13 protein-coding genes are annotated in these 14011 nt (G+C 64.1%); 7 read left to right on the top strand and 6 right to left on the bottom strand.

Annotated elements, in window-relative coordinates; all coding sequences use genetic code 11:
* Positions 1 to 112: 112 nt before the first annotated feature.
* A complete protein-coding gene (locus tag AC07O2_RS06265) occupies positions 113 to 883 on the top strand; it encodes an MFS transporter (RefSeq protein WP_495074882.1) in 771 nt (256 codons plus the stop codon).
* The gene (locus AC07O2_RS06260; RefSeq protein ID WP_495074881.1) at positions 880 to 1332 is read left to right on the top strand and encodes a hypothetical protein; all 453 of its coding nucleotides are present in this window, start codon (positions 880 to 882) and stop codon (positions 1330 to 1332) included. The genes AC07O2_RS06265 and AC07O2_RS06260 overlap by 4 nt, the downstream gene beginning before the upstream one ends.
* Before the next feature lie 79 nt (positions 1333 to 1411).
* Here the strand turns inward: AC07O2_RS06260 and AC07O2_RS06255 are convergent, their stop codons facing one another.
* Together AC07O2_RS06255 and AC07O2_RS06250 are read right to left on the bottom strand one after the other, a co-directional pair.
* Positions 1412 to 2389 (bottom strand): LacI family DNA-binding transcriptional regulator, encoded by a 978-nt coding sequence (locus AC07O2_RS06255; protein WP_495074880.1) that lies wholly within the window; start codon positions 2387 to 2389, stop codon positions 1412 to 1414.
* A gap of 32 nt (positions 2390 to 2421) precedes the next feature.
* Positions 2422 to 3405: a LacI family DNA-binding transcriptional regulator gene (locus tag AC07O2_RS06250; protein ID WP_495074879.1), complete on the bottom strand. Its 984-nt coding sequence runs from the start codon at positions 3403 to 3405 to the stop codon at positions 2422 to 2424.
* A 235-nt stretch (positions 3406 to 3640) separates the two neighbouring features.
* On the opposite strand from AC07O2_RS06250, the gene AC07O2_RS06245 reads away from it, so the two are divergent.
* The 4 genes from AC07O2_RS06245 to AC07O2_RS06230 all read left to right on the top strand — a co-directional run bounded on the left by AC07O2_RS06245 (position 3641) and on the right by AC07O2_RS06230 (position 9006).
* Entirely contained in the window at positions 3641 to 4858 is a 1218-nt protein-coding gene (locus AC07O2_RS06245) for a UxaA family hydrolase (RefSeq protein WP_495074878.1), read from the top strand.
* Positions 4859 to 4944: 86 nt separating this feature from the next.
* A complete protein-coding gene (locus tag AC07O2_RS06240; protein ID WP_495074877.1) occupies positions 4945 to 6531 on the top strand; it encodes a UxaA family hydrolase in 1587 nt (528 codons plus the stop codon).
* A 141-nt stretch (positions 6532 to 6672) separates the two neighbouring features.
* Positions 6673 to 7683 carry a Bug family tripartite tricarboxylate transporter substrate binding protein gene (locus AC07O2_RS06235; RefSeq protein ID WP_495074876.1) on the top strand — a complete coding sequence of 337 codons (1011 nt, stop codon included), beginning with the start codon at positions 6673 to 6675 and terminating at the stop codon, positions 7681 to 7683.
* A 183-nt stretch (positions 7684 to 7866) separates the two neighbouring features.
* A complete protein-coding gene (locus tag AC07O2_RS06230; protein ID WP_495075086.1) occupies positions 7867 to 9006 on the top strand; it encodes an L-talarate/galactarate dehydratase in 1140 nt (379 codons plus the stop codon).
* A 72-nt stretch (positions 9007 to 9078) separates the two neighbouring features.
* On the opposite strand, the gene AC07O2_RS06225 is transcribed toward AC07O2_RS06230, so the two are convergent.
* The 4 genes from AC07O2_RS06225 to AC07O2_RS06210 are packed head-to-tail and all read right to left on the bottom strand — an operon-like array spanning position 9079 to position 12149.
* A complete protein-coding gene (locus AC07O2_RS06225) occupies positions 9079 to 9372 on the bottom strand; it encodes a Dabb family protein (protein WP_495074875.1) in 294 nt (97 codons plus the stop codon).
* Complete coding sequence (locus AC07O2_RS06220) at positions 9366 to 10841, bottom strand: aldehyde dehydrogenase (NADP(+)) (RefSeq protein WP_495074874.1); 1476 nt, start codon at positions 10839 to 10841, stop codon at positions 9366 to 9368. Before AC07O2_RS06220 ends, AC07O2_RS06225 begins: the two co-directional genes overlap by 7 nt.
* A 7-nt stretch (positions 10842 to 10848) precedes the next feature.
* Positions 10849 to 11301: a nuclear transport factor 2 family protein gene (locus tag AC07O2_RS06215; protein ID WP_495074873.1), complete on the bottom strand. Its 453-nt coding sequence runs from the start codon at positions 11299 to 11301 to the stop codon at positions 10849 to 10851.
* A 41-nt stretch (positions 11302 to 11342) separates the two neighbouring features.
* Positions 11343 to 12149: an RraA family protein gene (locus tag AC07O2_RS06210; protein ID WP_495074872.1), complete on the bottom strand. Its 807-nt coding sequence runs from the start codon at positions 12147 to 12149 to the stop codon at positions 11343 to 11345.
* Positions 12150 to 12304: 155 nt separating this feature from the next.
* On the opposite strand from AC07O2_RS06210, the gene AC07O2_RS06205 reads away from it, so the two are divergent.
* Entirely contained in the window at positions 12305 to 13921 is a 1617-nt protein-coding gene (locus AC07O2_RS06205; protein ID WP_495074871.1) for an IclR family transcriptional regulator domain-containing protein, read from the top strand.
* The last annotated feature ends 90 nt before the right edge of the window (positions 13922 to 14011 follow it).

The raw sequence follows: 14011 nt of genomic DNA, 5'->3' as shown, positions 1-14011 counted from the left end.
AAGAGACATATGTTCAAGAACCGACAGCGCTAATTCATTCTTGCGCTCATCACCATTGTGCTGGCCTTCAGCACCGGCGATCGCGCCACCACTGTCAGTGGCCGGCTCCGGCATGTCGAAGGAGCTGGGTCTTACGCCGGTGCAGATGGGCTGGCTGTTCTCCTCGTTTGCCTGGGCCTATGTGCTGGCGCAGATTCCGGCCGACTGGCTGGTCGACCGACTCGGCGCAAAACGTACCGTGACCGCCGGCCTGGTGTTGTGGTCCTTGTGCACCATGTTCATGGGTGCGGCCCACATGTTTGTGGTCTTACTGGTGCTGCGGTTTTTGTTGGGCACGTTCGAGGCGCCGGTGGGACCGGCTTCGGCACGGGTTATTGCCGCCTGGTTCCCCTCAGCTGAACGTGGCATGGCGGGCGCCATCCTCAACAGTGCGCAGTACCTGTTGTTGGCGCTTTTTACTCCGCTGATGGGCTGGCTTGACCACATGTACGGCTGGGCCTATGTGCTGTCGGTGATGGGCACGCTGGGCCTACTGCTGGCCGTGGTGTGGTGGCGCAATTACGAAGTGCCGGGCAAACATTCCAAGCTGGGCGTGGTGGAGCTAGAGATGATGCGGGCCGGTGGCGCGCTAGTCGGCCTGCAGCCGCCATCCGCGCAGAGCACCCAGGCCAAGAAAGATCCCAACGCTCCCGGCATACGCGACCTCTTCAAGAGCAGGATGCTGTCGGACATCTTTCTCGCGCAATACTGCATCACGGCCATCACCTGGTTCTTCGTGTCGTGGTTCTCCACCTACCTGGTCAAAGAGCGTGGCATGACTATTCTGACGGCGGGCTTCGTGCCTCCATCTCGGCCGTCGCTGGCTGCCTTGGCGGAGTCTTGACGGGCTTTGTATCCGACTGGCTGCTCAAACGTACCCAATCGCTGACCATTGTCCGCAAGTTGCCCATCACCATCGGCCTGCTGTTCACTGCGGCCATGATAGGTTGCAACTACGTGCAAACCGACGGCATGGTTGTCGCGCTGATGTCGTTGGCCTTCTTTGGCAAGGGCTTTGGTTCGCTCGGCTGGGCCGTGGTGGCCGACACCGCGCCGCGCCAGATGATCGGCTTGACCGGCGGTGTGTTCAACGCCATCGGCAACATGGCCGGCATCACCACACCGGTGGTGATTGGCTACATCCTGGCGGCCACGGGTTCGTTCCAGAGCGCGCTGGTGTTTGTTGGCTTGCACGGGCTGGTGGCGGTGGCCAGTTACTGGATCATCGTCGGACCTATCGAACGTTTCGTGATCGCGCCGCGTGCCCCCCAAGCCGTGCCATCGACCATTTAATGCTACTTGTTGGATAGCTGCTGACGCTTATGGAATAAGCGCTATCTGCCTGTCCCTCCCCCCTCAAAAAAATTGTTGGCTAACCGCTCTCACGCACCATCAACCGAAAACCCAGGTCGTGCACCCGTTCCTGGAGGGGCGTGGCAGCACCCCAGCGCGCCAGCAGCAAGCCGCCAATGTGGTGACCCAGCCGGGCGGCATCGATCTGTACCGTGGTCAGTGCCGGTATGCAGGCGGCGGCTACGGGCAGGTCAGAAAAGCCCACCACGGCCAGTTGTTCTGGCACCGCCCAGCCACGCCGTCGGCATTCGAACAGCGCACCCACAGCCAGGGTGTCGTTGCTGCAAAACACCGCCTGCAGTCCCGGCTCGCGTGCCATCAGCTGCGCCAGCCCTGCCGCTCCGTCGTCGATGCGGGATGGCGGTGCCACCGTTTGCACCAGCACCTCGCCCGCGCCAGCCTGGCTGATGGCCGTGCGGTATCCGGCTAGGCGCTTGTGGGAGCGGTCTTCGTCGGCGCCGATGAAGCCGAAGCACCGCCGGCCCTGCGCCAGCAGGTGGGCGGCGACCGCCGCGCCAGTGGCTTCGTTAGAGAAACCCACCACCGTGTCGATCGGGTCAGCGCACAGGTCCCAGCATTCCACCGTGGGAATGCCGGCCTGCTGGAGTTTGCGGCGGACGCCCCCGGCATGGGCCGTGCCGATCAGTACCATGGCATCGACGCGGCGACCCATGAAGGTATCCACCAGTTTTTCTTCCGCTGCGGCGTCGTACTGCGTTTGGCCCAGCAGCAATTGGTAACCGGCTGGCGCCAGGCTGGCCGACAAGCCATCCATGGTGCCGGCAAACCAGGCGTTGGACAGCGTGGGCACGATGGCACCCACGATGCGCGAACGGCTGGACGCCAGGGTGCCGGCGTTCAGATTCGGCACGTAGCCCAGCCGCTCGATGGCGGCCAGCACATTGGCGCGCTTGGCCGGTGCCACGCTGTCCGGGTCGCTCAGTACCCGCGACACAGTGACCCGGGCCACCCCGGCTGCGCGGGCCACGTCGGACATCAGAACGCGGGAGGCAGCAGGCTTGTAGTGGCTCACGTGCTGGCCCGCACCACCACCTCAAACCCGATGTCTACGGTGCGGGTATCCGGGGGCTGTCCGGCAAACCGTGCCAGCAGCATCTGTCCGGCGCGTTCGCCCATTTCGGCGCGCCGGATCAGTACGGTGGATAGCCGCGGCGAGGCGGCCCGGGCCACGGCCAGATCTCCGAAACCCATCACTGCGATGCGGCCCGGCACGGCCCAGCCGTGCTGCTGGCATTCAAACAGCACGCCGGCGGCCAGCAGATCGTTGTTGCAGAACACCGCCGTGACCTCGGGCCGACGCGCCAGGATCTGTGCCAGGCGCGGGCCGGCAGCGTCCATCAGCGCCGGCGGACGGATCAGTTCGGTTTGAACATCGGCCACGCCGCGCTCGGCGGCAGCGTCCCGAAAGCCCGCCAGTCGCTGCCGCGAGCGACTTTCTTCGGCCCCAATGAAAGCCAGCACACGGTGGCCACGGTCCAGCAGATGGTTGGCGGCGGCGCGGCCTGCATCCGCGTTCGAGAAGCCGACCAGCATGTCGATGGCCGTGCCGGCCTGGTCCGGCAGATCCCAGGTCTGCACCACCGGAACCCCGGCGCGCTGGAGCTTGGCGCGTAAGGCGGTGGTCTGGGCCGTGCCGGTCAGTACCAGGCCATCGACGCGGCGGCCCAGAAAGGTGTCGACCAGCGCGGCCTCGTCGCCGGGGCGGTAACCGCTCTGGCCCAGCAGCAACTGGTAGCCGCCTTCGGCCAGGGTCTGCGCCAGCGCCTCTATAGTTTCGGAAAACACCAGGTTCGAGATGGTCGGCACGATGGCGGCCACGATGCGCGAGCGGCTGGATGCCAGGCTGCCGGCAGTGAGGTTGGGCACGTAGCCAAGTTGCTCGACGGCGTAGCGCACGGCGGCCAGGGTTTCGGGCGACACCTTGCCGGGCTCGTTGATGGCCCGCGAGACGGTGACCAGCGAGACGCCGGCACTGCGGGCCACGTCGCTCATGCGGGGGCGGCCTTGAGGGGGCATGTCGGGGGCAGCGGGGCGGGCGGAGGAAGGCGCGGGGGAGGGGGGCGAGGATTTGCGTGTCACGGACAAGGTTATACCGCGCCTCTTGCATTTATGGAAGCGTTTCCATAAAATGCCAGCCATGCGCCGCATTACGGGTTAAATAAAAGGAGCAGCAAGCTCTATTTTTTTATTTATCAATGGAAGCGCTTCCATTAACTTGCGAAACCCCATGAACACCAGCATTGATACCGCCTCCCGTCCGCTGCCGACGCCCGTGCAGCACGCCACTTTCCAGGGTTTTGTGCGTGCCGATGGTCGCGTTGGCACGCGCAACCACATCGGCGTGTTTGTCGTCGGCAACTGCGGTGCCACAGCGGCGCGGCGCGTGGCCGACCACTTCAGCGCCAAACACTTGGCGGCGTTTCCCAACGTCGATGGCGTGCTGCCCTTTGTGCATGAAATCGGCTGCGGCATGGAGGCTACCGGCGAGCCCATGAACCTGCTGCGCCGGACCATTGCCGGCACTTTGCGCAACCCGAACATCGCTGGCGCAGTGGTCATCGCTCTGGGCTGCGAGCGCAACAACATCCGCGCCTTCTTCGAGCAGGAGCATCTGGCCACCGGCCCGCTGCTGCACATGTTGGTGATGCAGGAAATCGGCGGTACCGCCAACACCATCGAGGCCGGCATTGCCGCCGTGGCGGCCATGCTGCCCATGGCCAATGCCTGCCACCGTGAAACCGTGTCTGCCGCGCACCTAGTGGTGGGCCTGCAGTCGGCTGGCGTGGATGCGGACACCGCGCTCTCGGCGAACCCGGCGCTTGGTGCCGCGGTAGATCTGCTGGTGCAGCACGGCGGCACCGCCATCCTGTCGGAAACCAGCGATCTTGCCGTGGCCGGGCCGGGTGTGGCGGCGCGTGCTGTGAACCCCGAAGTCGGTTCCCAGTTGCTGCGGCGCATCCAGTGGTGGAAGGGCTACACGGCGGGGCGCGATACACAGATGACACGCTCGGAGCCTTTCGAAGCCGCTGGCCTACGCCGCGCCGGCAGCACGCCGCTACAGGCGGTTTATGAATACGCCCATCCCATCACCCAGCGCGGCCTAGTGTTCATGGACGCGCCGGCCTACGTCGCCGTCTCCGCGACCGGCCAAGTAGCCAGCGGAGCAACCATGGTCTGCCTCACCACGGGCAGCGGCAGCAGCTATGGCGCAGCGCCCGTGCCCACCCTCAAGCTGGCCAGCAACACGGCGACGTTTGCGCGTTTGGCCGACGACCTCGATGTCGACTGCGGCGGGCTGCTCAGCGGCGAGGTCAGCGTGGCGCAGATGGGCGCGCTGGTGTTTGCCCGCATGCTGGCACATGCTTCGGGCAAACCGACCAAGAGTGAAGCGCTGGACATGGGGCAGGACGCATTTGTGCCCTGGCCCATCGGCGTATTGGCTTGAACTTTTTTGCTATCTAAAAAGTAGCATCTCACGCAATATCGCTATTGCGCCAAATGCCTAAAAACCGTATGAATTCCACATCCCCCATGAACACCACCACCGCCCCCATCATCCCCACGCTGGCCTCCACCGTACAACCGTCGGAGGCAGTGCTGCGCAGCCCCTTCATCCGGCTCGACCCCAAAGACAACGTGGTCGTGGCGCGCATCGAGGTGCCGGCGGGCCTGGCCGTGGCCAGCGAGGCCCTGACCACCCTGCAGCCCGTGCCGGCAGGCCACAAACTCGCCACGCGCTTCATCCAGAAGGGTGCGCCCGTGCTCAAGTACAACACCGTGATCGGTTTCGCTGCGGAAGACTTACCACCCGGCACCTGGCTGCACAGCCACAACATAGCCTTTGGCGATCTGGTGAAAGACTACCGCCACGGCCTCGACTATGTGCCTACCGTGCTGTTGCCGCCCGCTGAACGCGCGCGCTTCCAGGGCATCGTGCGTGCAGATGGCCGCGTGGCTACCCGCAACTATGTGGGCGTGTTCATCGTGGGCCATGGCGCGGCCACGGTGGCGCGCAAGATCGCCAGCCACTTCGATGCAGAGGAGTTGGCGGCCTTTCCCAACCTCGACGGCGTGGTGCCCTACATCCACGAGCAGGGCGCGGGCATGGAGCGCAGCGGTGAGCCGATGGAGCTGCTGCGCCGCACGCTGGGTGGCTACATCCAGCATCCCAACACCGCTGGTGCGCTGGTGGTGGCGGCTGGCGACGAACACAATCGGCTGGACGATTTTCTGGCACACCAGCATCTGGTGCCGGGGCCGATGCTGCAGACACTGGTGGTGGAGCAGGCGGGCGGCACCAGAAAGGCCATCGCTGCCGGCATCGAGCAGGTGCGCAGCATGTTGGCTGCGGCTAATGCGGTGCAGCGCGAGTCGGTGTCGGCCGAGCACATCAGCATCGGGTTGCAGTGCGGCGGCTCAGATGGTTTTTCGGGGCTGTCGGCCAATCCGGCGCTAGGGCGGGCGATGGAGATTCTCATCGAACACGGCGGCACGGCGATGTTATCGGAAACCTCGGAAATTTTTGGTGTGGAACATACCTTGACGGCCCGCGCCGTGACGCCCAAAGTCGGCCAGAAACTGGTGGCCCGCATCGACTGGTGGCTGGACTACAACCGGGGGCGCGACACGCAGATCAATGGCCGCGTCAGCCCCGGCAATAACGCCGGTGGCCTGGCCAATGTGCTTGAAAAATCGCTGGGCGGCGCCAAGAAGGGCGGCAATGCACCGTTGATGGAAGTCTATGAATACGCCCAGCCAGTCACGCAACACGGCCTGGTGTTCATGGACACGCCGGGCTACGACCCGGTCTCCGCCACCGGCCAGATCGCCGGCGGCGCCAACCTGATTTGCTTCACGACGGGTCGGGGTTCATGCTTTGGTTCGGTGCCTGCACCCACCATCAAACTGGCCAGCAACACGCCAATGTATGCGCGTATGGTCAATGACATGGACATCAATTGCGGCGTGGTGATCGACGGCGAAGCCACCATCGACCAGATGGGCCGCGCCATCTTCGCGCAGATCCTGCGCCATGCATCCGGTGAACCCACCAAGAGCGAGGCGCTGGGCGTGGGGCTCAACGAATTTGTGCCATGGACCCTGGGCATTTCCGACTGACATCGTCGCTGTTTGTCCCAGCCTGCAGGACAGCGTCGGCAGGCTAGGGGTGAACCTGAATATATGCCCGACGCCGTTATCGATTGAATCGGCGTATCTACCGTACAGCCCTTTTCTCAATACCTACAGGAGACATATTCCATGCAAAATCGCCTGCTCACCATCGCGTCAATGACCTCGTTGATCACCCCGTTCCTGGCCTCAGCCGCTCTGCTTGCCGCCACGGCGCTGCCCCTTGCCGTTCAGGCCCAGGCCGACTACCCGAGCCGCCCCGTGAAGGTGATCGTGCCCTTCCCCGCTGGCGGCACCAGCGACATCATGGGGCGGCTGATTGCGGAGGGCCTGGGCAAGCAGCTCAAGCAGGCGTTTGTGGTCGACAACAAGGGCGGAGCCGGCGGAGCCATTGGTACCGACCAGGCTGCCAAATCGCCGGCCGATGGCTACACGCTGCTGCTGTCGGGCATCGGCAGCAATGCCATCATCCACGGTTTCACGCCCAAGCCGGCCTACGATTCGACGCGCGACTTCATCCATATCTCGGAGTTAGCGGCCGGGCCGAATGTGCTAGTTGTGAATCCCGAATTTCCGGCCAAGACCTTCAAGGAGTTTCTTGCCTGGGTCAAAGCCAATCCGGGCAAGTTCAGCTACGGCCAGGTGAACGCCTCGTCGGGCCATCTGACCACCGAATACCTGAAGCAGGTAGCCGGCCTTGACATGGTCGGCATCCCTTACAAAGGGGGGGCGCCCGCGCTCAACGACGTGCTGGCGAACCAGATCCCCGGCATGTTTACCAACCAAGACGCGGCACTGTCTTTTGTTAAAGCCGGCAAGGTGCGGGCGTTGGTGGTGACCAGTGCCCAGCGCAACCCGCTGTACCCTGATGTGCCCACGGTGGCCGAGTCGGGCTACCCGGGTTTTACGGCCGTTTCGTGGACCGGTCTATCGGCACCCAAAGGAACCCCCAAGGCCATCATCGACAAGCTCGAAGTGGCGATGACCGCCGCCTTTAGCGACCCGGCCGTGCGCGCCCGGCTGGAAGCCAATGGCTTCGTCGTGGTGGCGTCAAAGTCGTCCGAATACACCAAGTTCGTACACGATGAAGTTGCCCGTTGGTCCAAGGTCGTGCAGGCGGCTGGCATCAAATTGGAATAAGCCAATGCAGCCCTTAGATAAGCTGGTCTGAGGACTCTCAGGACTTATGCAAGACGCACCGTGCACCCAGAGGGCGACAAAAGGGCGCCGCGTAAGTCCTATTTTTTACTTTTGAAAGCTACAGCTATGCATGCTGTTGAATCGTATACCGTTTCTTATGCCCAGGTCGGGGTCGATGCCCGCATGGCGGCGGACACCGGCGACCGCATTGAATGGATCAAGTTGTCATTGGTGTTCTTGCCGCTGGCCACGCCGGTGAGCGACGCCAAGGTGCTGACCGGACGGCAGAAGCCGTTGACCGAAGTCACCTTCATCTTTGCCGAGATCGCCACCCGCGATGGGCATTCGGGCATTGGCTTCGGCTACTCAAAACGCGCGGGCGGGCCCGGCATGTATGCGCATGCCAAAGAGCTGGCGCCCAATCTGCTGGGCGAGGACCCAAACGACATTGCGCGGCTGTTCACCAAGTTGATGTGGGCGGGTGCCAGTATGGGGCGCAGCGGCCTGACAACGCAGGCGATTGCACCGTTCGACATTGCGCTGTGGGACCTGAAGGCCAAGCGTGCCAAGCTGCCGCTGGCCAAGTTGCTGGGAGCGGAGCGCGACTCGGTGCAGTGCTACAACACCTCTGGGGGCTACCTGCACACCCCACTAGACCAGGTGCTGCGCAACGTGGCCATTTCGCGTGAAAGCGGTATTGGCGGCATTAAGCTCAAGGTGGGCCAGCCCGATCTGGCCATCGACATCGAGCGCGTGGCTGCGGTGCGCAAACTGCTGGGAGATTCCTTCCCGTTGATGGTCGACGCCAACCAGCAATGGGACCGGCAAAAGGCCACCCGTGCCTGCCGTGCGTTTGACGCTTTCGACCTCACCTGGATCGAAGAGCCGCTGGATGCCTACGACTTCGAGGGCCATGCCCAGCTCGCGGAGCGCTTCGACACCGCCATCGCCACCGGCGAAATGCTCACCAGCTTCGGCGAGCATGCGCAGCTCATCATGGCCGAGGGCTGCGACTTCATCCAGCCCGATGCACCACGGGTTGGCGGCATCACGCCTTTTCTGCAGATCATGGGCCTGGGCGCCTTCAAGGGCCGCAAGCTGGCGCCGCACTTTGCGATGGAAATCCACCTGCACCTGGCCGCGGCCTACCCGATCGAGCCCTGGCTGGAACACTTCGAATGGCTGGGCCCGATGTTCAACGAGCAGATGCAACTCAAGGATGGTCGCATGCATGTGTCCGACAGGCCAGGCTTGGGCTTCAGCCTGAGCGAGCAGGCGCTGCGCTGGACCACCGAAACCCAGGAGTTCGGCAAGCGACCTTGAATGGAGTGCTACTGAATCAGTAGCTGTCTGCGCAGGATCAGACTGCGCAGACAGCCGATTTTTCTTAAAATTTTATACCGTGTAGTCCACCGCAGCCCACTCGAAGTACGGCTTCAAGTCGGCTACCAGGGCTTGGTGCAGCGGATGGAATAGATAGGCGTCGAGGGCCGTGGTGTCATCGACCGCGGATTCCAGCGCCACATCCCAGCTGATCGGACGCACCAGCTCGTTGATTCCGACGCGCCATTCGCGGATGCCCGGAATCTGCGCGCCCAGTGTTTGCATGCGCTCGACCAAGGCTTGCTCGAGCGTGGCATCTTTGGCTACATCGGGCTTGCGCCGGAATAACACAGTATGTTTCAGCATGGAATACCTTTACGTTCAATGATCCAGGTCGGCGCGTCCTGTAGCGCCACGGGGCGCAGGAAACGGTCGACCGCGGCATAGCCCACCGACGTGGTGGCGGCTTGGGTGGAGGCGGGGTACGGCCCGCCGTGTTGCTGCGCCGCGGTGACAGCGACACCGGTAGGCACGCCGCCGAACAACACGCGGCCGGCCATCTGCGTGGCTGCGCGCACGAGGCGGCGGTTGTCCGCCGTGTCTTCGTCGGCGCCCCACAGCGTGACCGTGAGCGAGCCGCCCACTGCCTGCAGCACCGCCACGGCTTCGTCGGTGGATGCGGTGCGCACCACCAGCGCCGCCGAGCCGAAGACTTCTTCCTGCAGCGCGTGGTGGGCAATGAAGTCAACGGCCGATGCTTGTGCAAGGTAAGGTCGTGGCGCCGACGTGTCGGCCACGGGTGCATCCTGCACCAGCGGCTTGAGCACGCTGGACGCGCGCCAACGGGCCACGCCCTGGTCGAAGGTGGCGCGGATGCCAGCCGACAACATGGCGTGCGGCTGTAAGGCCTGCAGCGCTGTGGCGAGGCTTTGCACAAAGGTATCGCCGGCTGTGCCCGTGGGCACCACGATGACACCGGGGCTGGTGCAGAACTGGCCTGCGCCCAGGCAGATTGAGCTGGCCAGCGTGGCGGCGAGCGCCGTGCTATGGGTCTCCAGCGCAGCGGGCAGTACCAGCAAGGGGTTGATGGAGCCGAGTTCGCCGTAAAATGGAATCGGCCTTGGCCGTTCGGCGGCCACCTTGGCCAGTGCCGTGCCGCCTTTGAATGAGCCGGTAAAGGCGATGGCGGCAATGGCGGGCGCGTTCACCAGGGCCACGCCAACGGCGATCGATCCGCCTTGCACAAATTGGAACACCCCGGGTGGCAGGGCCTGCGCGGCGACTGTCTTCTGCGCCAGCGCTGCCGTCACCCGCGAGAGCTCGGGATGCGCCGGATGGCCCTTCACCACCACCGGGCAGCCGGCAGCTAGCGCCGCAGCGGTGTCACCGCCCAGTACCGAAAATGCGAACGGAAAATTGCTGGCCGAAAACATGGCCACGGGGCCGAGTGGCACTCGTGTTCGCATGAGGTGTGGCCGGCCTGCAGGCGGCACACCGGCTATGGCCGGGTCGTCGACCACGGCGTGGATGGAGCCACTTTCCAGTACATCGGAAAAGCCCTTGAGCTGGAAGGTGGTGCGGTCGAGTTCGCCATGCAGGCGCGGCAGGCCTAGACCGGTTTCGCGGTCGGCCAAGGCCACGAGTGGTTCGCGGTTCGCTTCCAGGGCCTCGGCCAGAGCGCGCAGCAGCATGCTGCGTGTGTTGGCCGAACTGGTGGCAAAGTCTTCGGCGGCCAAGGCGGCGGCTTGTACCGCGGCGTCGATCTCGGCCGGAGTGGATTCAGGCCAACCCAGCCCTACAGTTTTGCCGGTGCGGGCTTCGATAGATTGCAGCATGGCGTCCTTACTTGCTTTTCAGTGGGTAGCCACGGCCAACATAGTCGAACGCCACGAGTTCGTTGATTTTTGCGTCCTTGTCGGCGGGGGATGCGTAGTAGGCGCGGATCTCCTTGATCTTGCCCGTGAGGGGGTCGAAGTCATACCACTCGGCGCCGCGCAGAGCCGTGCCGAGTTTGTTTTTCCAATGGGTCCACTCGATCATGGCCTCGGGGGTGTTGTGGCTGACGATGAGTTTGTCGATGGTCCACTGCGAGCCCAGGGTTTCGACGCACCACTGCCATTTTTTTGCGATGGTGTCGGCGCTGCGCCAGGGAATCTCGGGCAGGCCTGCGGGAAAGTAGTGCACGGCATCAGGCGTGAAGCAGGAAACCAAGGCGTCATAGTCGGAAGTGTTGCAGGCGTCGAAATAACGGCGGATCAGCGCGGCGTGGTCTTCGGGGGTGAATGGGGCATGCATGGGGTGTCCTTGAGGTCCTGGGGAGGGAGCGGGCCGGGGTGTCAAACGCTGGCCGGTTTCGCTGGCGCAATGGCTGGGCGGCCATCGGCAACCCATTGCTTGTGTTGGTCCCGCGTGGCTTGGCTGGGCGGATACAGGCCCCACAGCGCTTCACCGGCCTGCACACGTAGCGCCAGATAGGCCTCGATGTCGTCGCGCTTCTCGCACAGGTCGGCCATTTCTTCGGCCAGGTGGGCCGGGATCACCGTGATGTTGTCGCCGTCTCCGTGGATCACGTCACCGGGGTAGACGGCTACACCGGCGCAGCCAATCGGTACCTGTAGGTCGGCCACGTGGTGATAGCTAAGGCGTGTGGTGGCAGTGACGCCGGTGCACCAGATCGGGAAGTCCATCGCACTGAGCTCGGTGCCGTCGCGGAACGTGCCATCGGTGATCACGCCGCGCGCGCCGCGCATCATCATGCGGGTGATGAGCATGTTGCCCATGGAAGCGGCGCGGCCGTCCTTGTTGCTGTCAATGACCAGTACGTGGCCGGGCTCGATCTGCTCCACGCCGACCCATTGCAGGTTGTCGGCGCTGGGCTCGGTGGTCAGATTACCGTAGACATCCACATCCTCACGCGCGGGAATGAAACGCATGGTGTAGGCACGGCCGGCAAAGGGTTTGATCTTCTTGTTGAGCGCGCTCAGTCCGTGCAGCACGGGCTGGCGGAACCCCTTGATGTAGAGCTGGGTGGTCAGAGAACCGCTGGTGGCCTTGGCCAGGCGGTCCAGTACGGTGTCGGAAACGAACGGCGCCGGTGCGCGCTGCGGAATCGTGGCGAGCGGAGGGACGGAAGTATGGTTCATTGGGCCTTGTCTCAAATGGTGGGAATAAAAGCCGCACCTGCCAGGCAGCAGTGGCTTCGCTCCATCGTAGCCAGCAGCACACGAAAATAGAATGATCCGCACACCGCGCCGGCATTGGAAGGCGTGCCAAGTACCATAATCTGAGACAAAAACGCATGTCGACCACAACTGGAGAAGGCACGGGCTCTTTGGAGAAGGCGCTGGACGTACTCGACGCCATCGGTGCGTCGCCCGAAGGCCTGGGCCAGAGCGAACTGGCCGAACGTTTGTCCCTGCCGCGCACCACGGTTTACCGCCTGCTGGCTACTCTGGTGGCGCGAGGCCTGGTGCGTCGCGATCCGCTGCGCAAGGTCTATTGCCTGGGCTTTCGCTGCTTCGAGATGGCACGCCAGGCTTACGCCATGCCTGACCTCGTGGTCGCGGCCGCGCTCGAACTGCGTGCCTTGCGAGACCTGACCGGCGAGACCACCTATCTCGCCACGCTCGACGGTCGCGAGGTTATCTCGCTGGAGCGCTGCGATGGCGCGCACAGCTTGCGCTCGGCCGCGGTGCTGGGCCAGCGCAAACCCGTGTACTGCACCAGCCAGGGCAAGGCCATTCTTTCCGCCATGCCCGACGAAGCGCGCGACGCCATCGTGCGCGAGGTGGTGCTGAAGCCGCTGACACCGCTCACCATCACCGATCGCCGCCGCCTGCAGGCCGAGCTGCGCATCACCCGCGCACGCGGCTACGCGATCGACGACGAGGAGATCGTGCTGGGCGTGCGCTGTGTCGGCGCGCCGGTGGTTGATGCGTCGGGCCAGGTTCGCGGCGCGATCAGCGTGGCGGGGCCGGCGTACCGGCTCACGCGCGCGCGGCTCGAGCTGCTGGGGCCGGAGGTCGCGGAGGCTGCGCGTCGTATCGGCGCGCAGATCGTTACGGAAACGGTACCCGCAGCCAAAACTGAATCTGCGGTCGTGGCGCTGCCGGGCCCATGGGCCTTCCACGGCGCCCACCCTTTGTGGTCGAGCGACGGCACCCGCATGTGGTGGGCCGATGTGCTTGCGCCATCGGTCAGATGCTGGTCCGACGGACAAGACTCTGAATTGGCCGCAGTCGAGTCGCCTGTGGTCGGTTTGCTCCGACGTGCAAGCGACACAGCGGAGGAGCTGATTGTGGTTTTCGAGAGCAGCGCGGAGCGGCTTGGGCTTGATGGGCACCGAACCCCGCTCACGCCGTGGCTCGTCCAGCCAGTGCTGGCAGTGTGCGAAGACGGTGCCCAAGGCGTGTGGGCGGCCGTGGCACTGCCGGAATCGGGCGCCGCCATCGGCCTGGTGCGCGCAGACGGCACGCTCGATGTGCGCTGGCGCATCGGCGAGCCGGTGCAGTGCCTGGCCTGGAGCGCCGTGGACCAGGCGCTCTACGCCACCGCGCCGCACTCTGGAGCCATTCTGGTGCTCGCGCCGGGGCAGGGGGTGCGCCGACTGGCTTCCGTGCCCAAGGGCTCGGGTCGCGTCAGCGGCCTGGCTTTCGACACCGAGGGCGGCATCTGGACGGCGCTGTGCGATGGTTGGTCGTTGATGCGTTTCACTTCCGATGGTCAGGTCGACCGCGTCGTCGGCCTGCCTGTACCATGCGCAACGGACCTAGCCTTCGATGCCGGTGGCAGCGGGCACCTGATAGTGACTACTGCCCGTCACAGCGTGTCGCTCGACACGCTGGCAAGTGCGCCACTTTCCGGACGATTGTTAATGTTGCCAGCATTTAACCAAAAGGTTGTGGAACCTACGTAGACAAAATAACGAGCATGCTATCCCACAGTATTCAAGCTACGGATAACCTGTGGCTTTGTGCATTCTGGGATCGTATCAGCCACCGAGTGG

The sequence above is a fragment of the Rhodoferax sp. GW821-FHT10B06 genome (genome assembly GCF_059415605.1).
The sequence above is the reverse complement of the archived record's forward strand: the minus strand, read 5'-3'. Positions and strand labels throughout refer to the sequence as shown.